The 25,148-nt window shown below is 67.8% G+C and carries 24 protein-coding genes; 8 read left to right on the plus strand and 16 right to left on the minus strand.

The genetic code is table 11. The features are described from left to right. The coding region (locus KQ304_RS00850) for a prephenate dehydratase domain-containing protein (protein ID WP_259735240.1) at positions 1 to 429 on the plus strand (429 nt) is incomplete at its 5' end. On the opposite strand, the gene KQ304_RS00855 is transcribed toward KQ304_RS00850, so the two are convergent. From KQ304_RS00855 to KQ304_RS00895, 9 genes are all read right to left on the minus strand, one after another. After that, complete coding sequence (locus KQ304_RS00855) at positions 396 to 1,370, minus strand: methyltransferase domain-containing protein (protein WP_259735241.1); 975 nt, start codon at positions 1,368 to 1,370, stop codon at positions 396 to 398. The two genes, KQ304_RS00850 and KQ304_RS00855, sit on opposite strands and share 34 nt — an antisense overlap. After that, a complete protein-coding gene (locus KQ304_RS00860) occupies positions 1,370 to 2,041 on the minus strand; it encodes an LON peptidase substrate-binding domain-containing protein (protein ID WP_006172312.1) in 672 nt (223 codons plus the stop codon). The genes KQ304_RS00855 and KQ304_RS00860 overlap by 1 nt, the downstream gene beginning before the upstream one ends. A gap of 144 nt (positions 2,042 to 2,185) precedes the next feature. Beyond that, positions 2,186 to 2,506, minus strand: a complete 321-nt coding sequence (rpsJ, locus tag KQ304_RS00865) for a 30S ribosomal protein S10 (RefSeq protein ID WP_006172311.1) — start codon at positions 2,504 to 2,506, stop codon at positions 2,186 to 2,188. Positions 2,507 to 2,730: 224 nt separating this feature from the next. After that, positions 2,731 to 3,960 (minus strand): elongation factor Tu, encoded by a 1,230-nt coding sequence (gene tuf / locus KQ304_RS00870; RefSeq protein WP_259735242.1) that lies wholly within the window; start codon positions 3,958 to 3,960, stop codon positions 2,731 to 2,733. Positions 3,961 to 4,001: 41 nt separating this feature from the next. After that, entirely contained in the window at positions 4,002 to 6,077 is a 2,076-nt protein-coding gene (gene fusA / locus KQ304_RS00875; protein ID WP_259735281.1) for an elongation factor G, read from the minus strand. A 102-nt stretch (positions 6,078 to 6,179) separates the two neighbouring features. Continuing rightward, positions 6,180 to 6,650, minus strand: coding sequence for a 30S ribosomal protein S7 (gene rpsG, locus KQ304_RS00880; RefSeq protein ID WP_259735243.1), 471 nt, complete (start codon positions 6,648 to 6,650; stop codon positions 6,180 to 6,182). Between the two features lie 57 nt (positions 6,651 to 6,707). Then, a complete protein-coding gene (gene rpsL, locus KQ304_RS00885) occupies positions 6,708 to 7,082 on the minus strand; it encodes a 30S ribosomal protein S12 (RefSeq protein WP_259735244.1) in 375 nt (124 codons plus the stop codon). A gap of 52 nt (positions 7,083 to 7,134) precedes the next feature. Continuing rightward, positions 7,135 to 7,491: an AIR synthase gene (locus KQ304_RS00890; protein ID WP_259735245.1), complete on the minus strand. Its 357-nt coding sequence runs from the start codon at positions 7,489 to 7,491 to the stop codon at positions 7,135 to 7,137. A 64-nt stretch (positions 7,492 to 7,555) separates the two neighbouring features. After that, positions 7,556 to 9,343, minus strand: coding sequence for a phosphodiester glycosidase family protein (locus KQ304_RS00895; protein ID WP_259735246.1), 1,788 nt, complete (start codon positions 9,341 to 9,343; stop codon positions 7,556 to 7,558). Positions 9,344 to 9,520: 177 nt separating this feature from the next. Here KQ304_RS00895 and gltB point away from each other — a divergent pair, with 177 nt between their 5' ends. Beyond that, entirely contained in the window at positions 9,521 to 14,119 is a 4,599-nt protein-coding gene (gltB, locus tag KQ304_RS00900; RefSeq protein WP_259735247.1) for a glutamate synthase large subunit, read from the plus strand. 10 nt (positions 14,120 to 14,129) lie between these two features. Here the strand turns inward: gltB and bchM are convergent, their stop codons facing one another. Continuing rightward, positions 14,130 to 14,849, minus strand: a complete 720-nt coding sequence (gene bchM, locus KQ304_RS00905; protein WP_259735248.1) for a magnesium protoporphyrin IX methyltransferase — start codon at positions 14,847 to 14,849, stop codon at positions 14,130 to 14,132. 27 nt (positions 14,850 to 14,876) lie between these two features. Then, positions 14,877 to 16,052 (minus strand): N-acetylglucosamine-6-phosphate deacetylase, encoded by a 1,176-nt coding sequence (locus KQ304_RS00910; RefSeq protein WP_259735249.1) that lies wholly within the window; start codon positions 16,050 to 16,052, stop codon positions 14,877 to 14,879. Positions 16,053 to 16,176: 124 nt separating this feature from the next. Between KQ304_RS00910 and purE the strand changes: the two genes are divergently transcribed. Together purE and KQ304_RS00920 are read left to right on the plus strand one after the other, a co-directional pair. After that, positions 16,177 to 16,674, plus strand: a complete 498-nt coding sequence (gene purE / locus KQ304_RS00915; RefSeq protein WP_259735282.1) for a 5-(carboxyamino)imidazole ribonucleotide mutase — start codon at positions 16,177 to 16,179, stop codon at positions 16,672 to 16,674. Between the two features lie 127 nt (positions 16,675 to 16,801). Then, on the plus strand, positions 16,802 to 17,941 hold the full coding sequence (locus tag KQ304_RS00920; protein WP_259735250.1) for an AI-2E family transporter: 1,140 nt from the start codon (positions 16,802 to 16,804) through the stop codon (positions 17,939 to 17,941). On the opposite strand, the gene cysC is transcribed toward KQ304_RS00920, so the two are convergent. Both cysC and KQ304_RS00930 read right to left on the minus strand, forming a co-directional pair. Beyond that, on the minus strand, positions 17,901 to 18,524 hold the full coding sequence (cysC, locus tag KQ304_RS00925) for an adenylyl-sulfate kinase (RefSeq protein ID WP_259735251.1): 624 nt from the start codon (positions 18,522 to 18,524) through the stop codon (positions 17,901 to 17,903). The two genes, KQ304_RS00920 and cysC, sit on opposite strands and share 41 nt — an antisense overlap. Positions 18,525 to 18,609: 85 nt before the next feature. After that, positions 18,610 to 18,936 carry a translation initiation factor gene (locus KQ304_RS00930; RefSeq protein ID WP_259735283.1) on the minus strand — a complete coding sequence of 109 codons (327 nt, stop codon included), beginning with the start codon at positions 18,934 to 18,936 and terminating at the stop codon, positions 18,610 to 18,612. Between the two features lie 47 nt (positions 18,937 to 18,983). Between KQ304_RS00930 and KQ304_RS00935 the strand changes: the two genes are divergently transcribed. Continuing rightward, positions 18,984 to 19,205 (plus strand): hypothetical protein, encoded by a 222-nt coding sequence (locus KQ304_RS00935; RefSeq protein ID WP_259735252.1) that lies wholly within the window; start codon positions 18,984 to 18,986, stop codon positions 19,203 to 19,205. Positions 19,206 to 19,231: 26 nt separating this feature from the next. Continuing rightward, positions 19,232 to 20,512: a tryptophan synthase subunit beta gene (gene trpB / locus KQ304_RS00940; protein WP_259735253.1), complete on the plus strand. Its 1,281-nt coding sequence runs from the start codon at positions 19,232 to 19,234 to the stop codon at positions 20,510 to 20,512. Between the two features lie 14 nt (positions 20,513 to 20,526). Here trpB and KQ304_RS00945 read toward each other — a convergent pair whose 3' ends face one another. The 3 genes from KQ304_RS00945 to KQ304_RS00955 form a co-directional block, all read right to left on the minus strand. Next, positions 20,527 to 21,342 (minus strand): 20S proteasome subunit A/B, encoded by an 816-nt coding sequence (locus KQ304_RS00945; RefSeq protein WP_259735254.1) that lies wholly within the window; start codon positions 21,340 to 21,342, stop codon positions 20,527 to 20,529. 12 nt (positions 21,343 to 21,354) lie between these two features. After that, positions 21,355 to 22,356 carry a heat-inducible transcriptional repressor HrcA gene (locus KQ304_RS00950; protein ID WP_259735255.1) on the minus strand — a complete coding sequence of 334 codons (1,002 nt, stop codon included), beginning with the start codon at positions 22,354 to 22,356 and terminating at the stop codon, positions 21,355 to 21,357. Positions 22,357 to 22,457: 101 nt separating this feature from the next. After that, entirely contained in the window at positions 22,458 to 22,808 is a 351-nt protein-coding gene (locus tag KQ304_RS00955; RefSeq protein ID WP_259735256.1) for a rhodanese-like domain-containing protein, read from the minus strand. A gap of 137 nt (positions 22,809 to 22,945) precedes the next feature. Between KQ304_RS00955 and KQ304_RS00960 the strand changes: the two genes are divergently transcribed. Together KQ304_RS00960 and sixA are read left to right on the plus strand one after the other, a co-directional pair. Further along, positions 22,946 to 24,550, plus strand: coding sequence for a DUF3352 domain-containing protein (locus KQ304_RS00960; protein ID WP_259735257.1), 1,605 nt, complete (start codon positions 22,946 to 22,948; stop codon positions 24,548 to 24,550). Positions 24,551 to 24,552: 2 nt separating this feature from the next. Then, positions 24,553 to 25,083: a phosphohistidine phosphatase SixA gene (gene sixA, locus KQ304_RS00965; protein WP_259735258.1), complete on the plus strand. Its 531-nt coding sequence runs from the start codon at positions 24,553 to 24,555 to the stop codon at positions 25,081 to 25,083. Positions 25,084 to 25,148 lie beyond the last annotated feature (65 nt).

Below are 25,148 nucleotides of genomic sequence, written 5' to 3' on the forward strand. Positions count from 1 at the left end.
CCCCCCCCCCCCCCCCCCCCCGCGGCGGTGGCCTCACCCCGGGCCGCCCAGGAGCATGGGCTCGAGGTGCTGGCGTATCCCATCAATGATGTGCCCGGCAACTGCACCCGCTTCCTGATGTTGCAGCGACAGGTGGAAAGCCAGGCCGATGTGGCCACGCTCTGCAGCCTGGCCTTCTCGCTGCGCAGCAACAGCCCCGGTGCCCTGCTGGAGGCCCTGAGCTGCTTCGCCACCCTGCAGCTGAACATGAGCCGGATCGAGTCACGCCCCTCCAAGCGGGAGATGGGTGAATACATCTTCTTCGTGGATCTGGAGATGCCAGCCGACCCCGATGTGCTGGAGCAGGCGATCGAGGCCGTGCGCGGCCATTGCCAGCACCTGGCCCTGTTCGGGACCTACCCGCTCACCAACCTCTCCGAGGAGCAGTAGCGGAAGACGCCGAAACGCATCATCCCGGTGCTGAAGGCCCAGTGCATCAGCAGGATCGTCGGCGCCTCGCGCAGACCCTGCAGCAGCGCTGCCGGCCCCAGGCTGAGGATGGCGCCAGGCCGTCGCACCCCTTCAAGGATGGAGTCGATCCAGGAGGGCAGGGTGGCTGCACTCCAGTCAGCGGTGTGAACCGGGGCGCCACGCCAGTGCGGGCTGGCTTCGAGGTTGCGGCGGAAGGAGGGAATGGAGGCGAATTCGGGGTGGGCCCACTGGTGCAGCAGCTGATCCATCACCCAGCGCTCCAGCCCATTGAGCTCGCCGTCGCCGGGGTCGCGCCGGTTCCAGTCGGCCACCGCCAGCTGCCCCGTCGGGGCCAGCACCCGCAACAGCTCGTCGGCGTAGCGCTGCTTGTCGGGCATGTGTGGCCCCGCTTCCACGCTCCAGACGGCCTCAAAGCTGCCATCCTCCAGCTCCAGCGCCAGGGCATCCATCACCGCGAAGCGGCAGCTGAGCCCCGCTGGGGTGAGCTGCCGCGCCCGCTCCACCTGGGCGGGACTGATGCTGATGCCCAGCACGTCGAAGCCGTAGTCGCGGGCAAGGATGCGAGCGCTGCCGCCGATGCCGCAGCCCACATCCAGCAGGCGGCTGCCGGGGGGGCACTGATCCAGGCCCGACCAGCGCACCAGCTCATGAACGAACTGCTCCTTGGCGGTTCTGAAATCACGGGATTCCGGGGGGCTGCCGTAGTGCCCCAGGTGCACGTGCTCACCCCAGAGGTTCTCCAGCAGCCGATCAGAGGTCCAGCGGTCGTAGGCCTCGGCCACGGTGGCCGTGCTCTGGAAGCGGCGATCCCGGCGCTGCCATTCCCGCACCAGGCCAAGACTGAGCAAGCCGGCTCCGGCACCGATGGCCAGAGGCGGCAGCCAGGTTGGAAGCGGCATCAGCTGGGTTCCTGCCTGGGTTCCCCCAGATCCTTGAAGGTGTCTTTGAGCACGGTGCGGGCGGCCAGTTGCCGGCGGGTCTGGTCGAGCAGCGCGAATTCCTGGCGCAGGCGCTCGGAGGTGTCGGTGAGCTCCAGCAGGGCCTGCTGATGGTCGGCCACGGGGCCGCCCAGATGGGAGCCGATCCAGAAGGACAACTCCCGGGGCAGATCAGGCAGATCAGCTGGCAGGGTGGTGGGTTTGCCGATCAACTTGCCGGTGAGATCCACCACATCGCGCAGGGCCTGGGTGACCTGGTGACCCAGGTCCTGGAGCACATCGTGGCTGGTGCTGGGATCGTCCTCGATCCAGCTGACCATGGCCACACGGAAGGGGGCTTCTCGCACCACTTCAAGCACGCGGAATCGCTGCTGGCCGAGGGTGACGATGTTGCTGCGATCGTCGTCCTGAGTCTGGCATTGAAGAATTTCAGCGCAGCAGCCCACTTGGGCCATCTCCTGCTGATTTGGATCCCAGCGCACCACACCGAAGCGGCGGTCAGTTTCCAGCACCGTTCGCAACATCATGCGATAGCGGGGCTCAAAGATATGCAGGGGCAAGACTTCCTGCGGGAACAACACCACATCCGGCAGGGGGAAGAGTGGGAGTTCCCTCACGGCCAGATCACTCACGGAAGGTCGGCGGGGCGGCAATGGGTGGTCGGGGTTTGGTCAGTGGAGGCTCTCGGGAGGCCTGAGCGCTGGAATGAGTCTAGAAAAAAAGGACCCACCGGGAGGGTGGGTCCAGAAATTCGTCGCGTCCAGCCGGCTGCTGGCTCAGAGCTTCACTTCAATGTCGACTCCACTGGGCAGATCGAGCTTCATCAGCGCGTCGATCGTCTTGGCCGTGGGGCTGTAGATGTCGATGATGCGGCGGTGGGTGCGGGTCTCGAAGTGCTCACGGGAATCCTTGTCCACGTGGGGCGAGCGCAGCACACAGTAAATCTTGCGCTTGGTGGGCAAGGGGATCGGACCGATGGCCGTGGCGGCGGTGTGATCGGCTGTTTCGATGATCTTTTCGCAAGAGAGATCCAGCATGCGGCGATCAAACGCCTTGAGACGGATGCGGATCTTCTGCTGGGCGATGGCGGCTGACATAACAAGACTCGTGGGGACGCAGGCCTTGGTTGAGACCGCGGCCGAAGAACAGGGGAAGGGGGGAAGGGAGGCAGGAGCTGAAGACGGCCTGGGCCGTGCTCACTCCCACCGGAGTCAACCGAAGCCGGTGGGGGACAACTTGTCGAGGTGCGTGACGGGGGTGAAACCAGGCTGATGCTGGAGTCAGCCCCCGGATCAAGGCGACGGGCTGGGCCCTCTCCGCCTCAGGCGACGATCTTGGAGACCACGCCGGCACCGATGGTGCGGCCGCCTTCGCGGATGGCGAAGCGCATGCCCTGTTCAATGGCCACCGGGCAGATCAGCTCAGCGGACATCTTGATGCGGTCACCGGGCATCACCATCTCCACGTTGGTGCCGTCGTCGGCGGTGAAGGCGGTGATCTGTCCGGTCACATCCGTGGTGCGGATGTAGAACTGGGGGCGGTATCCAGCGAAGAAGGGGGTGTGGCGACCACCCTCTTCTTTCTTGAGGACATACACCTCGCCTTCGAACTTGGTGTGGGGCTTGATCGAGTTGGGCTTGACCAGCACCATGCCGCGCTCGATGTCCTCCTTCTGCACGCCGCGCAGCAGCAGGCCGACGTTGTCGCCTGCCATGCCCTCGTCGAGCAGCTTGCGGAACATCTCCACGCCGGTGACGGTGGTTTCGCGGGTGTCCTTGATGCCCACGATCTGGACGGTTTCGCCCACTTTCACCTTGCCGCGCTCGATCCGGCCGGTGGCCACAGTGCCGCGACCGGTGATCGAGAAGACGTCTTCGACAGCCATCAGGAAGGGCTTGTCGATCTCACGCTCTGGCTCGGGGATCGATTCGTCCACCCCATCCATCAGATCGAGGATCTTGTCGACCCACTCGTTCTCGCCGCGGATGCCCTTGCCGCCGCCCTGGATGTGCTCAAGGGCCTTGAGGGCGGAGCCGGAGATGATCGGGATGTCATCACCAGGGAAGTCGTAGCTGCTGAGCAGCTCGCGCATCTCCAGTTCGACGAGCTCGAGGATTTCCTCGTCGTCGACCATGTCCTTCTTGTTGAGGAACACCACCAGAGCAGGCACGCCCACCTGCTTGGCCAGCAGGATGTGCTCCTTGGTCTGGGCCATCGGGCCGTCGGTGGCGGCCACCACCAGGATGCCGCCGTCCATCTGGGCGGCACCGGTGATCATGTTCTTGACGTAGTCGGCGTGACCGGGGCAGTCGACGTGGGCGTAGTGGCGGCCTTCGGTTTCGTACTCGACGTGGGCCGTGTTGATCGTGATGCCCCGCTCTTTCTCTTCAGGAGCGCCGTCGATGTCGTCATAGGCCTGGGCCTTGGCCTGGCCCAGGGACGCCAGCACGTTGGTGATGGCGGCAGTAAGGGTGGTCTTGCCGTGGTCAACGTGGCCGATGGTGCCGATGTTGACGTGAGGTTTGTTCCTCTGAAACTTCTCGCGGGCCATTGAAGGAAAGAATCGGGGGGGTTGTGGTTAGGGATGAGAGATCAGGAATTGCCCTGATTCTTGGCGATGATGGCCTCAGCCACATTGCGAGGAACTTCCTCGTAATGACTGAACTCCATCGAGAAAATACCCCGACCCTGGGTCATGGATCGGAGTTGAGTGGCGTAGCCGAACATTTCGGCCAAGGGCACCTTGGTCTGGACTTTAGACTGTCCGTTGTCGATGGATTGCCCTTCGACCTGTCCGCGCCGGGAGGACAGGTCACCGATGACCGAACCAAGGTAGTCCTCGGGGATCTCGACTTCCACCTTCATCATCGGCTCAAGAAGAACGGGATTGCACTTCTTGACGCCGTCTTTGAAGGCCATGGAGCCGGCAATCTTGAACGCCATTTCCGAGGAGTCGACGTCGTGGTAAGACCCGTCGATCATCGTGACCTTGATGTCGATCATCGGGAAACCTGCAATCACGCCGGATTGGCAGGTCTCCTTCATGCCGTTCTCAGCTGGTCCGATGTACTCCTTGGGAACGATGCCGCCGACGATCTTATTGACGAATTCAAAGCCGGAGCCCGGCTCGCCCGGCTCCATCTCGATGACAACGTGGCCGTACTGGCCTTTGCCACCGGTTTGGCGGGCGAACTTGCCTTCGCCCTTGGACTTGGCGCGGATGGTTTCGCGGTAGGACACCTGTGGGGCGCCGATGTTCGCCTCCACTTTGAATTCGCGCAGCATCCGGTCCACCAGGATTTCCAGGTGCAGCTCGCCCATGCCGGCGATCACGGTCTGGCTGGTTTCCGGATCCGTTGAGACCCGGAAGGTGGGGTCCTCTTCCGAAAGCGATTGCAGAGCCTTGGAGAGCTTCTCCATGTCGCCCTTGGTCTTGGGCTCCACCGCCACCGAGATCACTGGCTCGGGAATGAACAGGGACTCGAGAATGATCGGATCATTCTCGACGCAGAGGGTGTCGCCCGTGGTGGTGTCCTTGAGGCCGAGGACGGCCCCGAGATCGCCGGCCCGCAGTTCATCCACTTCCTCGCGATCGTCGGCTTTGAGCAGGATCAGGCGGGAGATGCGCTCCTTCTTGTCCTTGGTGCTGTTGAGCACGTAGCTGCCCTTCTGCAGCACCCCGGAGTACATGCGCACGAAGGTGAGCTTGCCGTAGGGATCGGCCATCACCTTGAACGCCAGGGCGCTGAAGGGGGCGCTGTCGTCGCAGGGACGGTTCGATTCGGTGCCATCGGGCAGCAGACCCGTGATCGGCGGCACGTCCACCGGGGCGGGCAGGTAATCCACCACGGCGTCGAGCACCAGCTGGACACCTTTGTTCTTGAAGGCCGAACCGCAGAACATCGGCACCAGGCCGTGCTTGACCACGCCGATGCGAATACCCTTGATCAACTGCTCCTGGGTGAGTTCACCATTCTCCAGGTAAGCCTCCACAAGCTCTTCGTCGGTTTCAGCCACCGATTCCATCAACTTACCGCGCCACTTGGCGGCTTCCTCCTTCATGTTCTCGGGGATTTCACTCTCGAGAATGTCGGTACCAAGATCATTGGTGTAGAGAATTGCCTTCTCACGCACCAGGTCAACGATGCCCTTGAGTTCACCTTCGGCGCCGATCGGCAACTGAAGCGGCACCGCATTCGCCTTGAGGCGATCCTTGATCTGGTCGTAGACCTTCAGGAAGTTGGCACCGGTGCGGTCCATCTTGTTGACGAACACGATCCGGGGCACGTTGTAACGATCGGCCTGGCGCCACACCGTTTCCGACTGGGGCTGCACACCACCGACGGCGCAGAAGACGGCGACAACACCATCCAGCACCCGCATCGAACGCTCCACCTCAATGGTGAAGTCGACGTGTCCGGGTGTGTCGATGATGTTGATGCGGTGATCCTTCCAGCTGGTGGAGATAGCCGCTGCCGTGATGGTGATGCCGCGTTCGCGCTCCTGCTCCATCCAGTCGGTGACCGCGGCGCCATCGTGCACCTCGCCCATTTTGTGGACCACACCTGAATAGAAGAGGATCCGTTCGGTTGTGGTGGTCTTGCCCGCGTCGATATGGGCTGCAATGCCAATATTTCTGACGCGGTCCAAGGGGTAGGCGCGGGCCACGGGTAAGGTCTCCGGTGTTTGATCGACGAATTTTGCGGGCGCAAGTTTAAGGGTTGACCTGCTCCGGCTGAAGGCGCCCGCCATTCAGCCAGGAAAGGCCGCTCAGTAGCGGTAGTGAGCGAAAGCCTTGTTGGCCTCCGCCATCTTGTGGGTTTCTTCGCGCTTGCGCACGGCACTGCCGGCTTCGTTGGCGGCGTCCATCAGTTCACCGGCCAGTTTCTGGGCCATGCTGCGGCCATTGCGGGCCCGGGAAAAGTTGACCAGCCAGCGCAGCGCCATGGCGGTGCCGCGTTCCTGACGAACCTCCATCGGCACCTGGTAGGTGGCGCCGCCCACCCGACGGGCCCGCACTTCCACCAGGGGGGTGGCGTTGCGAACGGCCGTTTCGAACACCTCGAGGGGGTCGGTGCCGGTGCGGTCGTTGATCAGTCCGAAGGCGTCGGAGAGGATCCGCTGGGCGGTGGACTTCTTGCCGTGCTTCATCAGCCGCGCCACGACCATGGAGGCCAGGCGACTGTTGAACTGGGGATCAGGAAGGATCGGGCGCTTCTCAGCAGCATTGCGGCGGGACATAAACCTGTGGGGATCGGCGGTGCGAGGGAGTGGGGAGACAGACGGTCAGAGCTGGAATCAGCTCTTGGGGGTCTTGGCGCCGTACTTGGAGCGGCTCTGGCGGCGATCCTTCACACCTGAGGTGTCGAGGGTGCCGCGGATGATGTGGTAGCGGACGCCGGGGAGATCCTTGACGCGGCCTCCACGGATCAACACCACGGAGTGCTCCTGCAGGTTGTGGCCGATCCCGGGGATGTAGGCCGTGACTTCAAAGCCCGAAGTGAGACGGACGCGAGCCACCTTGCGGAGGGCCGAGTTCGGTTTCTTCGGAGTGGAGGTATACACGCGAGTGCAGACCCCACGGCGTTCTGGACAGGAGACCAGCGCCGGGGACTTGGTCTTGCGGGTGAGGTGCTGCCGTTCGGTGCGGATCAGCTGTTGAATCGTGGGCATCGAGGGCCGGAGAATTAGGCCGGACGTCCGACCGTTTCGACAATCCGTCACCTTACTTTGTCGTGGTCCCCCCACTGCCGGTGCGGCTGAAGGCGGCGCCGCAGGCGCAGCAGCTCACCCCCTCGCCGGAGCGGATCAGGAAGCCCCCACCGCTGAGATCCCCGCGGTAGTCGAGGCTCAGGCCCCCCAGCAGCGGGAGTTGGCTGGCCGGAGCGTGCAGCGTGATGCCATCGGCCCTGGCCACGGGCACCCCGGCGAGGTGGCCCGGACGGATGCGGATCACCCATTGCTCACAGCCCCCCTCCACCAGATCAAGGTGCATCAGGCCAGGGGTGCCTGCGACGGCTGCCTGGCGGCCCAGCTCGGCCGCCGCCGCTGAGGACAGGCGCAGGCTCAGACCCTTGGGCATGGGGCGATCGCGCGGATGGGCGTCAAAGGCAGGCCTCAGCTTGCCAGGGCCGGAGCCCGCCCGCTCAGCCTCCGGCCCTCTCGCCGGCCTGGTCGGTCCCGCTGCGGGGCACCAGGCCCAGGCCGTTGTGGATCGAGGCGGCCACCCCCCGCCCCCGCACCGTCTGGGCGTTGCCTACGAACAGTCCGGTGGAGCTGCCACCATCGAGGTTCAGGGCGTCCCGCAGGCCCATCTGACGCAGCAGAGCAGCCGTTTCGCCCAGGGTCGGCCCGGCGTGATCCACCCCCTGCAGGGTCAGCAACCAGACCTGACGACCATCGCTGCCGATCACGGTGCGCGGAGCCCCCTGCCCCTGGAAGGCGCTGCTGAATCCTTCGGCGCTGCCGTTGAGCACGACCCGACCGCCGAGCAGCAACAGGGGGCCTCCCCCCATCACGAAGTCCTGCTGGCCGAGGGGGTCGCTGGGCTGGCTGGAGAGACGGAGGCGGCTGGCTGCGGGCCAGGGCGGAATCACACCCGCTCTGCCCACCACCAGGGTGTCCTCGGGACCCAGGCGGACCCCCCCCTGAAGCTGGGCTGCATCGATCCGCTGCAGCACCACTCCTGCCCGGATCAGCACGGCTGATTCGTTGCCGCTGAGGGCCTGGTAACTGCTCCCCCATGCGGCGGTGTACCGGGCCAGGCCCCGCTGCACGTAGCCGCTGTTCAGGGTCGTCAGCGGCCAGCGTTGCCCCCTCTCATCGATCAGTTGTTCCTGCAGGGCCAGGCGGCCGAAGCTGGGGAGGCGGCCCGTCTGCCAGCCGATGGCGCCGCGGTTGAGGATCGGCCCGGAGAGCCAGCGTCCTTCAGCCTTGAGGGCGCCCAGGGGTAGCCGACGCACGCGGTTGAAATAGCCGCCGTTGATGGCCACCAAGGCCTGCTCCTGCTGGGCCAGGGCTGTCAGTGAGGTCAGCCCCTGCATCCCATCAGGACGGGTGAGCAGGCGCAGCGCGAGGGGCCTCTGCTGGGGATCAAAGCGGACACTGCTGACCAGCATCCGCCGCGCTCCCAGCGGCAACACCTGACGGTTGGTGCTGACGCTGCGGTTGAGCAGGGCCTGGAGCCTGGCGTCGAGAGGCGGTGCGGCCGGCCTCGTGGCTGTTGTCCCGCCGGCGCTGGATCCCGCAGGAATGTCGAACACCACCCGGTCGGGCCCGCCGAGGGTCAGGACCCGGCCACCGTCTTTGGGGCGCAACAGCAGCCCCTCCCGGCTGGAACTGACCGCCACGCCGAGGGCCTGCAGTTCCGAGCGCTGGTTGGCGCTGCTGAGCAGGCCCAGCAGGATCTGACCGGATTCCTGGCGCACCAGGGCGGCCCCATTGAGATCGAGCACCACCTGGCGATTCGGCCCTGGGGGCGAGGCCCTCACCCGCAGCAGACCGGGCAGGGGCATCTCCAGGATCAGACGATCCCCGTCGGTCTGGATGCGGACGCCGGCCGCCTGCAACAACGGGCCGGCCTCCACGGCCACCTCATCGTCGAGGCTGCGCTGCTCAGCGGTGGGCACCAGCAGCTTCCGCCCGAACCACTCAAGATCGAGGCTGCCGTCGACGCGGGTGCTGCTGGCCACCCCCAGCTGGCCCTGGAGCACCTCCAGGGGCAACCAGAGCTGAGCAGAGCCGGAGCCAACGGCCGGGATCGCTTGCCAGCGGGCGCTCTGCTCACGGCCGTTGATGACGATCCGGCGGCCTTCCTGGCGTGCCGGCAGGGGACTGCGGGCCAGCAGACCCTGGGTTCTGGCCCCAGACATGGGAGCGACCGGTTGGGCCTGGGTCCGCAGGAGCGCGCCATCGGCGGCCGGCAGCAGGGCCATCACAGCCAGGCTGATCAGCCTGGTTGGAAGGGATCGGCGCCGCATCACGATTGGATCCGCATCCGTTGGTGATGAACGCTAACGCTGAACGCTCGTCTCTAGGATCAAAATTCTCTTCCGCGCGGAGGCAGCCTGACCAGGGGCTTCCGCGGTCTACCGACAGGTTTTTGCCGGGCTATGCCTCTTCAACGCCGCTCTGTTTGGCCCCATTGCGACAGTCCGGCGCCGATGGAGGTCGCGGGCGAAAAAGATGCCTGCGGCGTTGGTTTTCTGGCCCAGCTCAGCGGAGAGCCCAGCCATTGGCTGCTGGAGCAGGCCCTGCGCGGCCTCGGTTGCATGGAGCACCGCGGCGGCTGCGGCGGCGATGGCGATTCCGGCGATGGTGCCGGTGTGCTCTGCGGTATCCCCTGGAGCTTCCTGGGGGAGGTCTGGCCCGAATCCACCCGAGCGGCGGAGGGTCGCCGGGGTCTGGGGATGGTCTTCCTGCCGGTGGCAGAGTCGAAACGCCAGGAGTACAAGCGGCTGTGCGAGCAGGCGGCAGCCCTGGTGGGTCTGCGCAGTCTCGGCTGGCGAGAGGTGCCCGTCGATCCCTCCGTGCTCGGCCCCCTGGCACTCCAGACCGCCCCACGCATCGAGCAATGGCTGGTGGAAGGCCCGGAGCCGGGCGATGCCCTCGAATCCCTGCTGTTCCGCTGCCGCCGCCGAGCGGTTGATCTGGTGCGGGCCGCCCCGGGCGGCGATCCCAACGACCTTTACTTCGCTTCCTTCAGCGGCCGCACCCTTGTGTACAAGGGGATGGTGCGCTCCGAGGTGCTGGCGGCGTTCTACGCCGATCTGCGCGATCCCCGCTTCGCGGTGAGTTTCGCGGTGTACCACCGCCGCTTCAGCACCAACACCCTGCCCCGCTGGCCCCTGGCCCAACCGATGCGGCTGCTGGGCCACAACGGCGAGATCAACACCCTGCTGGGGAACATCAACTGGGCCCAGGCGGCCGAATCCCACCTCGATGCGGTCTGGGGTGAGGCCTCTTCCGACCTCAAGCCGGTGGTCAACGCCGCCTTCAGCGATTCGGCCAATCTCGACGCCATGCTCGAGCTGATGGTGCGCAGCGGCCGGCCGATCACCGACAGCCTGCTCACCCTGGTGCCGGAAGCGTTCCGCCAGCAGCCCGAGCTGGAGGCCCGCCCGGATGTTCAGGCCTTTTATGAGTATTCCGCCTGCCTGCAGGAGCCCTGGGACGGGCCGGCCCTGCTGGTGTTCAGCGACGGCCGCAGCGTGGGCGCCACCCTCGATCGCAATGGACTGCGTCCCGCCCGCTACTGCATCACCAGCGATGGGCTGGTGGTGATGGGATCGGAAACCGGCGTGGTGGAGATCGACGAGAGCCGCATCGTCGAAAAGGGCCGCCTCGGCCCCGGCCAGATGCTGGCCGTTGATCTGGAGCAGGGCCGCCTGCTCAAGAACTGGCAGGTGAAGGAGGAGGTGGCCTCCCGCTATCCCTATGCCGCCTGGCTGCAGGAGCACCGCCGCTCGCTGGAGCCCCAGCCCTGGCGCACGGAGCATCAACTCGCCGACCTCGATCTCCTTCGTCACCAGACTGCCTTCGGCTTCACCGCCGAGGACCTGGACCTGGTGATCGAGGACATGGCCGGTCAGGGCAAGGAGCCCACCTATTGCATGGGCGACGACATTCCCCTGGCGGTGCTCTCCGGCAAGCCTCACCTGCTCTACGACTACTTCAAGCAGCGCTTCGCCCAGGTCACCAATCCTCCGATCGACCCCCTGCGCGAGGAGTTGGTGATGAGCCTGGAGATGCATCTGGGGAGGCGTGGATCGGCCCTGCGCCCAGAGCCCGCAGCGGCCTCGGTGCTTCACCTCGCCACGCCCATTCTCAATGAATCCGATCTGGAGGCCCTGCCCCAGCAGGGCCTGAGCACCACCACCCTCTCCACCCTCTACGGACTCGAGGCGGGCCCAGCCGGTCTGGAGGCCGCTGTGCAGCACCTCTGTCAGGCGGCGGAGCAGGCCGTGCGCAACGGCAGCCAGATCCTGGTGCTCTCCGATCGGGCGGCCGATGGTCTCAGTGCCACCACCACCTTCATCCCGGCGCTGCTGGCGGTGGGCGCGGTCCATCAGCACCTGCTCAGGCTGGGGGTGCGCCTGCATTGCTCCCTGGTGATCGACACCGCCCAGTGCTGGAGCACCCATCACCTGGCCTGCCTGATCGGCTTCGGCGCCAGTGCCGTCTGTCCCTGGCTCACCTGGGAAACCACCCGCCACTGGCTGGCCCATCCCAAGACCCGCTCGTTGATGGAGCGCGGCAAGCTGCCGGCGATCGACTCCGCCCAGGCCCAGGCCAACGTGCGCAAGGCCCTGGAGGCCGGCCTGCGCAAGATCCTCTCCAAGATCGGTATCTCGCTGCTGGCCAGCTACCACGGGGCCCAGATCTTCGAGGCCATCGGCATCGGCGCCGATCTGATCGATCTGGCCTTCCGCGGCACCACCAGCCGGGTGGCGGGGCTCAGCCTCCTGGATCTCGCCAACGAAACCCTGGCGTTCCATGCCAAGGCCTTCCCCGAGCTCAACCGCACCAAGCTGGAGTTCATGGGCTTTGTGCAATACCGCTCCGGCGGTGAGTTTCACCTCAACAGCCCGGAGATGGCCAAGGCCCTGCATGCGGCCGTGGCCGCGGGCCCCGGCTACGACCATTTCGCCACCTACCGCACCCTGCTGGAGAACCGCCCGATCACGGGCCTGCGCGACCTGCTGGAGCTGCGGCCCGCCCCCACGCCGCTGCCGATCGAGCAGGTGGAGAGCGTGGAGAGCATCTGCAGTCGCTTCTGCACCGGTGGCATGAGCCTGGGGGCCCTCTCCCGTGAGGCCCACGAGGTGCTGGCGGTGGCCATGAACCGCATTGGCGGCAAGAGCAACAGTGGTGAAGGGGGGGAGGATCCGGCCCGCTATCACCCCCTCACCGATGTGGATGAGAACGGCCACTCGGCCAGCCTGCCCAGCCTGCGCGGTCTGGTGCCCGGTGACAGCGCCTGCTCAGCCATCAAGCAGGTGGCCTCGGGGCGCTTCGGGGTCACGCCGGAGTACCTGCGCAGTGGCCAACAGCTGGAGATCAAGGTGGCCCAGGGGGCCAAGCCCGGCGAAGGGGGCCAGCTGCCCGGTCCCAAGGTGGATGCTTACATCGGCTGGCTGCGCAACAGCAAGCCCGGCGTGGCGCTGATCTCACCGCCGCCCCACCACGACATCTATTCCATTGAGGATCTGGCCCAGCTGATCCACGACCTGCACCAGGTGCATCCGGCCGCCAGGGTGTCGGTGAAGCTGGTGGCCGAGATCGGCATCGGCACCATCGCCGCCGGCGTGGCCAAGGCCAACGCCGATGTGATTCAGATCTCAGGCCACGACGGCGGCACCGGCGCATCGCCCCTGAGCTCGATCAAGCATGCCGGCAGCCCCTGGGAGCTGGGGCTCTCCGAAGTGCACCGCAGCCTCCTGGCCAACGGTCTGCGCAACCGGGTGCTGCTGCGGGCCGATGGAGGCCTCAAGACCGGCTGGGATGTGCTGATGGCGGCCCTGCTCGGCGCCGAGGAATACGGCTTCGGCTCGGTGGCCATGATCGCCGAGGGCTGCATCATGGCGCGCATCTGCCACACCAACAATTGCCCGGTGGGGGTGGCCACCCAGAAAGAGGCCCTGCGCAAGCGCTTCACCGGCCTGCCGGAGCACGTGGTCAATTTCTTCCACTATGTGGCCGAGGAAGTGCGCCAGTTGCTCAGCGTGCTCGGGGTGGCGCGGCTGGAGGACCTGATCGGGCGGGTGGAGTTGCTGCACCCCCGCCAGGTGTCCCTGGCCAAGACCAGCACCCTCGATCTCACCTGCCTGCTGGCCCCGCTGCCAGGTTCCGACGACCGCAGCTGGCTGCTCCATGACAGCCAGGCCCACGGCAATGGAGCGATTCTCGAAGATCAGCTCCTGGCTGATCCCGAGCTGATGGCGGCCATCGAGCAGCACGGGCAGGTGGCCCGCCGCCTGCCGATCGTCAACACCGATCGCAGTGTCGGGGCCCGCCTGGCCGGTGAGCTGGCGGCCCGCCACGGCAACAAGGGATTCCAGGGCCTGCTGGATCTCTGCTTCGAAGGCGCCGCCGGCCAGAGCTTCGGTGCCTTCACGCTCCAGGGCATGAACCTGCGCCTGGAGGGCGATGCCAACGACTACGTCGGTAAGGGCATCAACGGCGGCCGCCTCACGGTTGTGCCTGTGGCGGCAACCCAGGATCCCGGCAATCAGGTGATCCTGGGCAACACCTGCCTCTACGGCGCCACCGGCGGTGAGCTGTTCGCCCTCGGACGAGCCGGTGAGCGCTTCGCCGTGCGCAACAGCGGTGCCCGCACTGTGATTGAAGGCTGCGGCGATCACTGCTGCGAGTACATGACCGGCGGGGTGGTGGTGGTGCTGGGCAGCACCGGCCGCAACGTGGCGGCGGGCATGACCGGTGGGGTGGCCTTCCTGCTCGACGAGCACGACGCGATGGCAGGCCTGCTCAATCCCGAGATCGTTGCCGTCCACCCCCTGGAAACCCCCGAGCAGGAGCAGCTGATCAAGCCGCTGCTGGAGGCGCACCTCGAGCTGACCGGCAGCCGCAAGGCGGCCGAGATCCTGGCGAACTGGCCCCAGTGGCGTCCACGCTTCAAGGTGCTGGTGCCCCCCAGCGAGGTGGCCACGGTGGGGCTGCTGGAGCGGGAGAAACTGGCGATGGCCAGCTGAGCGTGGCGGTTCAGCCGCGCTCGAATTCGATCAGACGGGAGAAATAGAAGGGTGCCTGGTTGAGGCTGCGGCGCCTGGGGCGGAAGCCGGCCTCGGCCGCGGCGGCCACGATGCCGTCTTCCCGCAGGGTGTAGGCCCGGGTGGTCTTGCTGGGACCGGGGAACAGCTGCCCGATCGATTTGAGCAGGGCCAGCAGGGGGGTGTAGGGAGCAAAGCTCACGATCAGCCGCCGTTCGGCCAGCCCGCCCAGGTGGCGCACCATCTCCTCGGCCGCGGCCTGGGGGTAGTGGATGAACACGTCCAGGCAGACCACCGTGTCGTAACGGCCCTGGAGGCTCTCCAGGTCGGAGGCGCTGAACTGCACCCGCTCAGCGGCAAGGCCGCTGGCCTCGAGGCGGCGACGGGCCTCCTCCACCATGGCTTCGGAGAGGTCGCTGGCGGCAATGCTGCCCGCCCCGAGCTGGGCCAGCGGCAGGCTGAGGCTGCCCACGCCGCAGCCGGCATCGCAGAAACTGCGGCCGGGCAGATCGCCCTCCTCCTGCAGCCACTGCAGCACCTGATCCACCGTCTTCTGGTGCCCCAGGCGGATGTTGCGCTGCACCTTGTTGACGTCGTCGCTGTCGCTGTAGATCCGCTTCCAGCGCTCGAAGCCCGTGCTGTTGAAGTAGTCGCGCACTTCGGCCTTCTCAGCCAGCTTGGCGCCGGCATCAGGCGCTGAAGAAGTGGCCATGGGTGGGCAGCTACGGGTGGGCGGATCCTAAGGAGCCGCTTCCGACGCGCGCCGCCAACCCAGCGCACCGTCTGCCCCCAGATGCCAGCGCAGGCTCTCGCTCAGGGGTCGTCCGAGCAGCAGCTGGGGCAGTGTTCGCCGCTCGCCGAGCACCCGCCGGGGGACGAGGGTGGCGGCGGCGATCGCCCGGCCCGGTTCACCGCTCCAGCGGGCCAGGCGCGTCACCCCCTCCAGCAGAGGCAGAGTGACGCCTGCCAGGGTGCCGTCCTCCAGCCGACAACTGCCGTCTTCCACCAGCAGCACCCGTTCATCCCAGCGGTGGCGGCCCTCCGTCAGGCCATAGGGACCGAGCGCGTCACTCACCAGCAGCACCTGCTCGGGGGCCAGCCGTTGCAGCAGCACCGCCATCGAGGGGGCCACATGCACCCCATCGGCGATCAGCCCCAGGGCCACATCGCCGCGCAGCAGCGCCGCCGCCACCGGACCGGGGGCCCGCCGGTGCAGGTCGGGCATGGCATTGAAGACATGGGTGAGCATGCCCACCCCCGCTGCGAAAGCTCGCGTGGCCTCCGCTTCCGTGGCGGCGCTGTGGCCCAGGCTCACCACGATGCCGCGCTGGCGCAGGGCGGCGATCACCGCATCGGCCCCCTCCAGCTCCGGGGCCAGGGTCACCAGGGCGATCTCCTGTTCATGGCCACTGATGCGCTCCTGCAGGGCCCCAGGGCTGGGGGCCGCCAGGTGAGCCGCCGGGTGGGCGCCACGCCGCGCCGCGGCCAGAAAGGGACCTTCCAGATGGGCGCCCAGCAGCTGGCAGCGGCCGGTCCGGTGCTGGAGGCGGGCCTGCTGCAGCACCGCCAGGGCCTGGCGCAGGGGGGAGACGGCGCAGGTCACCAGGGTGGGGCAGATCGCCTCCACCCCATCGGCCCAGAGCAGCTCCAGCAGCTCCAGCAGCCGCGGCAGGTCGCTGGACTCCAGCTCGGGGAAGGCCAGCCCCAGGCCCCCGTTGATCTGCAGATCCACTCCGGTGGGGCTGATCCAATCGCCGTGCCAGTTGTCGCCGGCGGCGTGGCTGCCGGCATCGAGCGGCAGCACCTTCACGATCCGGCCGCTTTGATCGATCCCGAGGCGCCAGCGCCGCTCGGAGCCATGGCGGCATGCCGAGGCCTGGGGCAGACGGACGTTGCTGATCCAGCGCACGGTCATCGGCTCCTGGGCGAGCGGGCGGAGAGAATGCCATCCTCGCCGCATGGCCGCTGCCGCCCCTGCCTTGACCCTCGAACCCGATTCAGCCGCCGCTGCTGCTCCTCCTCCTCTGGTGGCGGTGGTGATGGGCAGCGATTCCGACCTGCCGACGATGCAGCCGGCGGTGCAGGTGCTCAAGGATTTCGGTGTGGCGGTGGAGGTGAGGGTGCTCTCGGCCCACCGCACCCCGCGGGAGATGGTGGCCTTCGCCGAAGCGGCTGCCGGCCGCGGGCTCAAGGTGATCGTGGCGGGGGCCGGTGGCGCCGCCCACCTGCCGGGGATGGTGGCGGCGCTCACCACCCTGCCGGTGATCGGTGTACCGGTGCAGAGTCGGGCGCTCTCGGGGGTGGATTCGCTCCATTCGATCGTGCAGATGCCGGCCGGGATCCCGGTGGCCACGGTGGCGATCGGCAACGGCACCAATGCCGGGCTGCTGGCGGTGCAGATCCTGGCCCTGGCCGATCCGGCCCTGGCCGAGGCGGTCAGGCAGTACCGCCTCGGGCTCCATGATCAGGTCTGCGCCAAGGATGCCCGTCTGCTGGCCCTGGGCAGCACGGCTTACCTGGCCGCCATGGAGGACTGACGGATGCTGAACTCTGGCCCTGCAACAACTCCAGGGGCCGTGCGGCGGCCGCCAAGCGATTGGATCCCGTCATCACCATGGTGGTGATCGCGGAGTTTCAGGCCTCGATGCCAGCCTCTCCCTCACCATGATCAGCCCGACACCGTTCACCGCCTGGCAACGACTGGGCCTGGCCCTGCCGCTGCTGGTGCTCAATTTCTGGGTGCTGAGACAGCTGTTGTTGCCGCTCGCCCCCTTCCCGGCGTTGTTTCTCACCGCGGCACTGATCGCCTTTCTGCTGGATCTGCCCAGTCGCTGGCTGACGGGCCGTGGCTTCCCCCGGCTCCTGGCCCTCGCTCTGGTGCTGGGTCTGGGGCTGCTGGCGCTGGTGCTGGTGGCCCTCTGGATCATTCCCCTGCTGGTGGAGCAGCTGGCGGATCTGCTCACGGCCCTGCCGAGCTGGTTTGTTGAGGCGGAACTCCTGCTCAACCAGGCCCAGGCCTGGGCTGTGGAGCATGGCCTGCCGGCGGATTTCGGCGATCTCAGCAGTGCCCTGCTCACCCGCTCCACCCAATTCGCCTCACAGCTGAGTCAGAAGCTGCTGGCACTGCTCGGTGCCACCCTCACCCTGACGATCAACAGCGTGATCGTGACCGTGCTGGCCATCTTCCTGCTGCTGGGTGGCGAGTCGATCAGTCGTGGCCTGGCCCGCTGGTTGCCCACCAGCTGGCGGGAGATGGTGCTGGTCACGCTGAACCGCACCTTCCGCGGCTACTTCGGCGGCCAGGTGGTCCTGGCGCTGATCCTGAGCGTGGCCCAGATCGTGGTCTTCACCCTGTTGGGGATTCCCTATGGCGTGCTCTTCGCTGTGACGATCGGGTTCACCACCTTGATCCCCTATGCCAGCGCCTTCACCATCGTGGTGGTGAGTCTGCTGCTGGCGCTGGATGATCCCAGCACCGGCCTGAAGGTGCTGGCGGTGGCGATTGCCGTGGGCCAGGTGGTCGACCAGGGAATCCAGCCCCGCTTGATGGGCAAGATCGTGGGATTGCAGCCGGCCTGGCTGTTGCTCAGCCTGCCGGTCGGGGCCCGGATCGGCAGCCTGCTGGGCTTCGGCGATCTGCTGGGACTACTGCTGGCGGTGCCGGTGGCCAGTTGCCTCAAGGCCTTCCTCGATGAGGTGGCCCGCCGCCTGGGGCTGCCGGAATCTGAACCACTGCCTGCTCCTGCAGCCCTGGCGCCTGGGGTCAGTCCGCCGCGATCAATCCCTGACCCTCCAGGTAACTGATCACCTCGGCCACGTTGTCCTCCAGCCTGCCGCTGGTGTCGATGCGCAGCTCGGGAGACTCCGGCGCTTCATAGGGGCTGGAGATGCCGGTGAACTCCTTGATCACGCCGGCGCGGGCCTTGGCGTAGAGCCCCTTGGGATCCCGCTGCTCACAGACCTCCAGCCCGGCGGCGCAGTGGATCTCGATGAAATCTCCGCTTTCCACCAGGGCGCGGGCCCGATCGCGGTCGGCGCGGAAGGGCGAAACGAAGGCGGTGAGGGTGATCACACCGGCGTCGAGGAAGAGCTTGGCCACCTCGCCGATGCGGCGGATGTTCTCCTCCCGGTCGGCATCGGAGAAGCCCAGGTCGCAGCAGAGACCATGGCGCACGTTGTCGCCGTCGAGCACGTAAGTGGCCAGCCCCCGCTGGAACAGCTCCACGTTCACGGCGTTGGCCAGGGTGCTCTTGCCGGCCCCTGAGAGCCCGGTGAACCAGAGGATGGCGCTGCGGTGGCCCCGCTGGCTGGCGCGGGAGTCCCGGTCCACCGCGGCCTCATGCCAGACGATGTTGGTGGCTTTGCTGTCGGTGGGGGAGCTGGTCATCGACGGCGCGGGTAGGAGGACTGCGATGGGGCGATCGTCGCATCTTTCCGCCACCCCTGGAGGCAGGGCGTGGCCCGACAGCGGCTCAGCCCCCCGCCTGCTTGGGCCGGAAGCCCTCTGCCGTGAGCGTCTCCAGGCAGGTGCTGACCTGATCCCCCTGCAGCTCGATCACGCCGTCCTTGAGGGTGCCGCCGCTGCCGGCTGTGGCTTTGAGGCGCCTGAGCAGGGCTCTGGCGTCGGCATCGCTGATCTCCAGGCCGGTGATGGCGGTCACGGTCTTGCCGCCCTTGCCCGCCTTGGTGCGCTGCACACGCACCCGCTGCTGCGGGCGGGACGGGGCCGCTGCCCCCGCAGCTTCGGGCCGGGCGGTGCTCGCCGCGGCGCTGAATTCCTGCCAGCCTCCCTTGCCCATGGCGTCCATTGCCGCTACGCCTCCCATCACAGCGCACCCCTGAGCTTTTGGATCTGCCGCCCGTCCGCTTCGAGATGCTGCGCCTGAACCTGAACCCAAGCCCGGCGGCGCCGGCCTGCATCCCGGCGCCAGGGCCCGATGCCCAGGTCCTGAGTTATTCGATGGTGGAGGCGCCCCCCTGCCGCGATCCCTCAGCGCGGCTGGGCATCGATGAGCCTCCGGGCTGGACCCTGCCGCCGCCGCCGGTGCCGCCGCGGCCCGCTTCCTAGGCTGGGGCCACCCCGATCGATCGCCGGTGACGAGCACCCTTCCCCCGCTCCCCCAGGATTGCGCTGCCCTCGCCGGTGCCGCTGAGCTAGAGCAGGGGGCCCGCCCCAACGCGCTGGGGCGCTTCGGCCGCTACGGCGGCCAGTACGTGCCGGAAACCCTGATGCCGGCCCTGGCGGAGCTGGAGCAGGCAGCGGCTGAGGCCTGGGCTGATCCCGCCTTCACCAGCCGGCTCGATCACCTGCTCAAAACCTATGTGGGCCGCCCTTCGCCGCTCTACGAAGCCGAGCGGCTCAGCGCCCACTACCGGCGCCCGGAGGGTGGCCCCCGCATCTGGCTGAAGCGCGAAGACCTCAACCACACCGGCGCCCACAAGATCAACAATGCCCTTGGCCAGGCGCTGCTCGCCCTGCGCATGGGCAAGAAGCGGATCATTGCCGAAACCGGCGCCGGTCAGCACGGCGTGGCCACCGCCACGGTCTGTGCCCGCTTCGGCCTGGAGTGCGTGGTCTACATGGGCGCCGAGGACATGCGCCGCCAGGCCCTGAATGTGTTTCGGATGCGGCTGCTGGGCGCCACGGTGCAACCGGTCACGGCCGGCACCGCCACCCTCAAGGACGCCACCAGCGAAGCCATCCGCGACTGGGTGACCAACGTCGAGAGCACCCACTACATCCTGGGGTCGGTGGCCGGACCCCACCCCTACCCGATGCTGGTGCGCGATTTTCACGCGGTGATCGGCGAGGAAACCAAGGTCCAGTGCCAGGCGGCCTTCGGGAGGCTGCCGGATGTGCTGCTGGCCTGCGTGGGCGGTGGCTCCAACGCCATGGGCCTTTTCCATCCCTTCGTCACCGACACCTCCGTACGCCTGATCGGCGTGGAAGCGGCCGGTGATGGCGTGGCCACCGGCCGCCACGCCGCCACGATCACCGAAGGCAGGGTCGGGGTGCTGCACGGGGCCATGAGCCTGTTGCTCCAGGACGAACAGGGGCAGGTGCAGGAGGCCCACTCCATCAGCGCCGGTCTCGACTATCCCGGCGTCGGCCCGGAGCACAGCTACCTCAAGGAGCTGGGCCGCGCCGAATATGCCGCCGTCACCGACCAGCAGGCCCTTGATGCCCTCCAACGGGTGAGCCTGCTGGAGGGCATCATTCCGGCGCTGGAAACAGCCCACGCCTTCGCCTGGCTGGAGCAGCTCTGCCCCACGCTGGCGCCAGGCACCGAGCTGGTGATCAACCTCTCCGGCCGCGGCGACAAGGATGTGAGCACCGTGGCCGAGCGGCTGGGGGATCAACTGGCCGGGGGCTGATCCCCAGGGCAGGTTCAGGCCCCGGGATCCTGGGGCTGCTCCCAGGGGAAGCGGGGCAGCTTCTGCATGGCCTGGCGCTGGGTTTCGATCCAGATCCTGTTGATCTCGGAGATTTCCTTGGCACCCCGCTCCAACTTCTGGTAGTGGGCTACCGACAGGCTGTCGCGGGGATAGAGCGCCACCTCAAACGGGGGGCCCACGGTGAGGTTGGAGCGGCGGGTGATCACCTGCGACACCAGGCAGAGCCGGGCGGCATCCTCCAACGACATGCGGCAGTGGCCCACTGAATCGAGCGGGGGCTTGCCGTACTTGCTCTCACCGATCTGCAGGAAGGGTGTCTCCGGCGTGGCCATGATTGCGTTGCCCTGGGGGTAGATCAGGTAAAGGCCATGGGGCTGGCCGGCGATCTGGCCGCCGAGGATGAAATTGGCCTCACCGCTGGCACCCACCTGATGCAGAGCTGAGTGGTTCTCGTTCTGCACCTCCACACTCAGTCGGCCGATGTAGGCGGCCACCTCAAACAGGTAGTTGGCGCTGAGCAGATCGTGCTGCTTCAACGACCCGCCAGGCCCTGCCTGGCCCATCAACGGCACTCCCGCCAGGGGTGGCGCGTCGCGCCGGGCCTCGTTGAGGTCGCGCTTGATGTGGTTGATCACAGCCTGCGTGGTGGCCAGGTTGCCGGCGGCCAGCAACAAGAAAAGCCGATCCGGCGCCGGCTCGAAGGTGTGCAGTTTCCGGTACGACGAGATGTAGTCGACACCGGCGTTGGTGCGGGAGTCGGAGGCCATCACCAGGCCGTCTTCCAACCAGAACCCGACGCAATAGGTCATCCCCTTGGGGCCTCAGCTGAGCAGACGTTGCAGGCTAGAGGCCACCGAGCGCACAGCTGAGAGGGCCGTGGCATAGGCCATGCGCATGGGCCCCAGCAGGGCCACCTGGCCTTCACTGCCGTCGCCGCTCCGGTAGGTGGCCCTCACCACGGCGCAGTGGCGCAGAGCGGGGTGGGGATGCTCCGCACCGATCCAGATGCCCTCCAGCTGCTGCTCCCCCTCAGGGCGCAGCAGGCTCAGAGGTTCCTCCTCCACCAGCTGCAGCAGGGGCCTGAGATCGGCGCTGCGGCTGAATTCGGGCTGCCCCAGCAACCCGCCCAGACCCACGACCAGGGCGCTCTCGCCCTCAAGGCGGCGGGCCTGACGGTGGCTGCGCAGGGCCTGGCGCAGCACAGAGCCGCTGCTGCGCAGCTGGGAGGGAAGGCTCTCCCAGCGGATCTGGCCCCCGGGTGTGCGCTCCAGCTCCGCCTGCAGCCAGCCCTCCAGGGCCGGCAGTTCCGGGCTGACCCCAGGGGGGAGGTGCAGGTTGAGGCTGCTGGCCACCAGGGCGTTCTCCACCAGCAGCACCAGCAGCCGCTCACCATTGGCCACCAGCCGGATCGACTGCAGGCGTGATTCGGCCCGCAGGGGACGGGTGACCAGGCTCATCAGTCCCGTGAGATCAGCCAGACGACGGGCCAGATGCAACAGCAGATCGTCGAGGGCGGCCCACTGCAGGCTCAGGTCGAGTAGTTCCCGTTGCAGTTGCATCGCCCCGGCACCGGGGGCCGGCAGCAGCGCATCCACATAGAGGCGGTAGCCCTGCTGGCTGGGGATGCGCCCGGCTGAGGTGTGGGGCTGCAGCAACAGGCCCCGTTGCTCCAGGGCTCCCATGGTGGAGCGCACCGTGGCGGCGCTGGCGGGCAGACCGAAGCGGCGGATCAGCGTGCGGCTCCCCACCGGCTCCATCGTGTCGACGTAGTGATGCACCGTGGCCTGCAGCACCTGCTGTTGGCGGTGGGGCAGGGCGATCACATGGGCGCTGGCGGACTCTCTGAACCGGATCGTAAGAAAGAATCTCCCGATCCAGCCAGTCTGTTGCGGCTGGCCGGGGATCCAGCGGCGCAGGTCAGCCCTCAGTAGCGCGGCACCGAGGGATCCGCCTCCACGCTCCAGGCGTCGATGCCCCCCTGCAGGTTGAGCACGTCGCCGTAGCCCTGGGCCTCCATCAGCCAGCAGGCGAACTGCCAGCTGCGGATTCCGGCATGGCAGAGCACCACCACGGTCTGGTCCCGCCCGATCAGGCTCTCGATGCGCTCGACCCACTCGGCTGAGCGGCTGAGCGGCAGATGCAGCACCGGCTCCTGCAGCGAGGCCATCTCCAGTTCAGCGGGCTCGCGCACGTCCACCAGCAGCAGCGGTTCGCCGGCCAGCAGCCGCTGCTGGAGTTCGCTGGCTCGGATGGCCCTGGGGGTCGGGGTGGTCATGGCTTCCATGGTGTCGGGATCGGATCAGCACTGGGCCTTTTGCCCCCGGGGCTGTCAGCGGGCGGGGTCATGGATGAAGATGACAGCACCCCTGCGTGCGGCGCATGAAGGCTCGCCCCTTCCTGGCGGCTGTGCTGATGGCAGCACTGCTCCTGCTTTCCCTGGGGGGAGGCTTCTGGTGGCTGGCACTGCGTCAGAGCCCCCTGCGCCTGGAGCAGCAGCCGCTGCACCTGCCCCTGGCGGCCCGCTTCGTGCCGCGCAGCGCCCTGCTCAGCCTTCACCTGCTGGTGGAACCAGGCGATCTGGTGGCCTACGCCAGGGCCGTGGCGGCTCCGCCCCAGCGCCGGGGAGTGGCCGAGCTGATGCTGAACCTGCGCGATGGCGCCTTCGCCACGGCCGGCCTCGACTATTCCACTGAACTGGCCAGCTGGCTGGGTCCGCAGACCAGCCTGGCGGTGATCGCTCCTGAGGGGAGTGGTGGTCCAACGGGTTGGCTGCTGGCGCTGGGCTGCCGCGAACCCGAGGGCGCCCGCCGCTTCCTGCAGCGCTTCTGGCAGTCGCGCAGCCTGGCGGGCACCGCCCTGCAGATCAGCAGCTACCGGGGCATGGGGCTGATCAGCGGCCGCGGTGCCCTGGTGGGTGAGTCGAGCCAGCCCCTGGCCACGGCCCTGATCGACGACCGGCTGGTGCTGATCGCCTCCGGCCGCGGGGTGCTGGAGCAGGCCCTCGATGTGTCGCAGATCGGAGAACTCAACCAGGCGGGGCAGGCTTCACTGCAGGCCGCCGTGAACCGGCTGGAGCGGGGCGTGGCCCTGCTCACCGCCCGCCCGCGGGCCTTCAGCGACTGGCTCGATCTGCCCCCCGGCCTGGCGGGCAGCGAGGGAGTGGGTGAACTGGTGGCGTCTCTGGTGCCCGGTGGCCGTGGCCTGCAGCTGCAGGCGCTGTTGCCCGTGCGTGAGGCCTTGCCGCCGCTGCAGCTGGATCCTCTCCCCGACCTGCTGGGCCAGCTCAGTGGACCGGTGGCGAGCCTGGCGCTGCTGCAGGATCCGGCCTCCCTGCTGGCAGAGCCGGTTGATCCGGCCAGTGCTGACCTCTGGACGGCCCTGGCGGGGCCGTTGTTGCAGCGCAGCCTCGCTCAGCTCGATGGGCCGCTGCTGGCCCTGGTGGCGGCTGCTGACCACGGCCCTTTGCTGGGCCTGCGCCGCAAGGATGGCTGGCTGCTGGCCACCGCCGCCTCGGCCCTGGGCAGCGAGCAGCTCCGCCCCGCCCTGATGCAGCAGGGCTACAGCCCGGCGCCCCTGACCCGTTCGGGCCAGACCCTGCAGGTGTGGAGCCGCCTGGAGGCCCGCCCCGGCAAAGGCAATCCCGACCGGCTGCAGGCCACCCTGGCCGGCGCCCGCTTCGACCAGGGCGAAACCTCCTGGTGGGGCGAGGGTCTGGGGGCCCTCGACGATCAGCTGCAGGACCGCCAGCCCCCCCGGGATCGGATTGAGCAACTGCAGGCCCTGGGCACGCGGGCCGCTCCCCTGCAGGCGGCCCTGGCCGCCGAGCCCGCCCGGGACCTGCTGGCCCCCTGGCATCCCTGGCAACTGGTCTCCAGCCTGGTGGGCCGCCCGCTGGTGGATGGTGTGGAGGGGCTGGCCTTCAGCCTGGCGATCGAGCCGCCCCTGCTCGACGACGCACCGCCGCCGCTGGGCCCCTCCTCACTGCTGGCCCTGCGGGCGCGCCTGGAGCTGAGCTGACCATGGCCACGATGTCCCTGCTGCTGCTGCGCCATGGCCTCGCCGAGGAGCGCCAGGCACCGGGCCCCGCTGCGCGGCCCGATGGCGAGCGCCCCTTGACGGAGCGGGGCCGGGAGCGGACGGTCGCGGTGGTGCGGCGACTCAAGCAGCTGAAGCTGCCCTGCGATCAGCTGCTGAGCAGCCCGCTGCTGCGGGCGCGGCAGACGGCCCGGATCGCCAGGGATGAGGGCCTCTGCGCTGCCTTGGCGATCGCCGCGGAACTCGTTCCCGGCGCCGAACCGATGCCGCTGCTGGAGCAGTGGCTGACTCTGGATGGCCCTCTCGCTGCCGGTGGTCGCCTCGGGCTGGTGGGGCATGAGCCCGACCTCAGCGCCCTGGCTGCCCGCCTCTGCGGTGCCCCCCCTGGTGCCCTGCACCTGAAAAAGGCCGGCGTGGCCCTGCTCGAGTGGTCTTGTCCCGCTGCAGCGGCCCCTCAGCCCCTCGTGGGCAGCGCCTGCCTGCGTCTGCTGCTCAGTCCGGCCTGCCTCATTTGAGCGCTGGTCCGTTGGGCTACGGCAGGGGGAGGAGCCTCGGCCTAACTTCAACTCCAAAGACAAGG

Source organism: Synechococcus sp. CS-1329, from assembly GCF_025128055.1.
In the GTDB taxonomy this organism is placed as follows: Bacteria; Cyanobacteriota; Cyanobacteriia; order PCC-6307; family Cyanobiaceae; genus Regnicoccus_A.

Coding starts and splice junctions, on each gene's coding strand:
- KQ304_RS00955 (WP_259735256.1), bottom strand. CDS start 22,808: ATGACCACCCCGACCCCCAGGGCCATCCGAGCCAGCGAACTCCAGCAG.
- KQ304_RS00895 (WP_259735246.1), bottom strand. CDS start 9,343: ATGGCCCTGCTGCCGGCCGCCGATGGCGCGCTCCTGCGGACCCAGGCC.
- KQ304_RS00960 (WP_259735257.1), top strand. CDS start 22,946: ATGGCAGCACTGCTCCTGCTTTCCCTGGGGGGAGGCTTCTGGTGGCTG.
- KQ304_RS00890 (WP_259735245.1), bottom strand. CDS start 7,491: ATGCCCAAGGGTCTGAGCCTGCGCCTGTCCTCAGCGGCGGCGGCCGAG.
- gltB (WP_259735247.1), top strand. CDS start 9,521: ATGCCTCTTCAACGCCGCTCTGTTTGGCCCCATTGCGACAGTCCGGCG.
- KQ304_RS00920 (WP_259735250.1), top strand. CDS start 16,802: ATGATCAGCCCGACACCGTTCACCGCCTGGCAACGACTGGGCCTGGCC.
- tuf (WP_259735242.1), bottom strand. CDS start 3,960: ATGGCCCGCGAGAAGTTTCAGAGGAACAAACCTCACGTCAACATCGGC.
- rpsJ (WP_006172311.1), bottom strand. CDS start 2,506: ATGTCAGCCGCCATCGCCCAGCAGAAGATCCGCATCCGTCTCAAGGCG.
- KQ304_RS00930 (WP_259735283.1), bottom strand. CDS start 18,936: ATGGGCAAGGGAGGCTGGCAGGAATTCAGCGCCGCGGCGAGCACCGCC.
- KQ304_RS00855 (WP_259735241.1), bottom strand. CDS start 1,370: ATGCCGCTTCCAACCTGGCTGCCGCCTCTGGCCATCGGTGCCGGAGCC.
- rpsG (WP_259735243.1), bottom strand. CDS start 6,650: ATGTCCCGCCGCAATGCTGCTGAGAAGCGCCCGATCCTTCCTGATCCC.
- cysC (WP_259735251.1), bottom strand. CDS start 18,524: ATGACCAGCTCCCCCACCGACAGCAAAGCCACCAACATCGTCTGGCAT.
- KQ304_RS00945 (WP_259735254.1), bottom strand. CDS start 21,342: ATGACCTATTGCGTCGGGTTCTGGTTGGAAGACGGCCTGGTGATGGCC.
- purE (WP_259735282.1), top strand. CDS start 16,177: ATGGGCAGCGATTCCGACCTGCCGACGATGCAGCCGGCGGTGCAGGTG.
- KQ304_RS00910 (WP_259735249.1), bottom strand. CDS start 16,052: ATGACCGTGCGCTGGATCAGCAACGTCCGTCTGCCCCAGGCCTCGGCA.
- rpsL (WP_259735244.1), bottom strand. CDS start 7,082: ATGCCCACGATTCAACAGCTGATCCGCACCGAACGGCAGCACCTCACC.
- sixA (WP_259735258.1), top strand. CDS start 24,553: ATGGCCACGATGTCCCTGCTGCTGCTGCGCCATGGCCTCGCCGAGGAG.
- bchM (WP_259735248.1), bottom strand. CDS start 14,849: ATGGCCACTTCTTCAGCGCCTGATGCCGGCGCCAAGCTGGCTGAGAAG.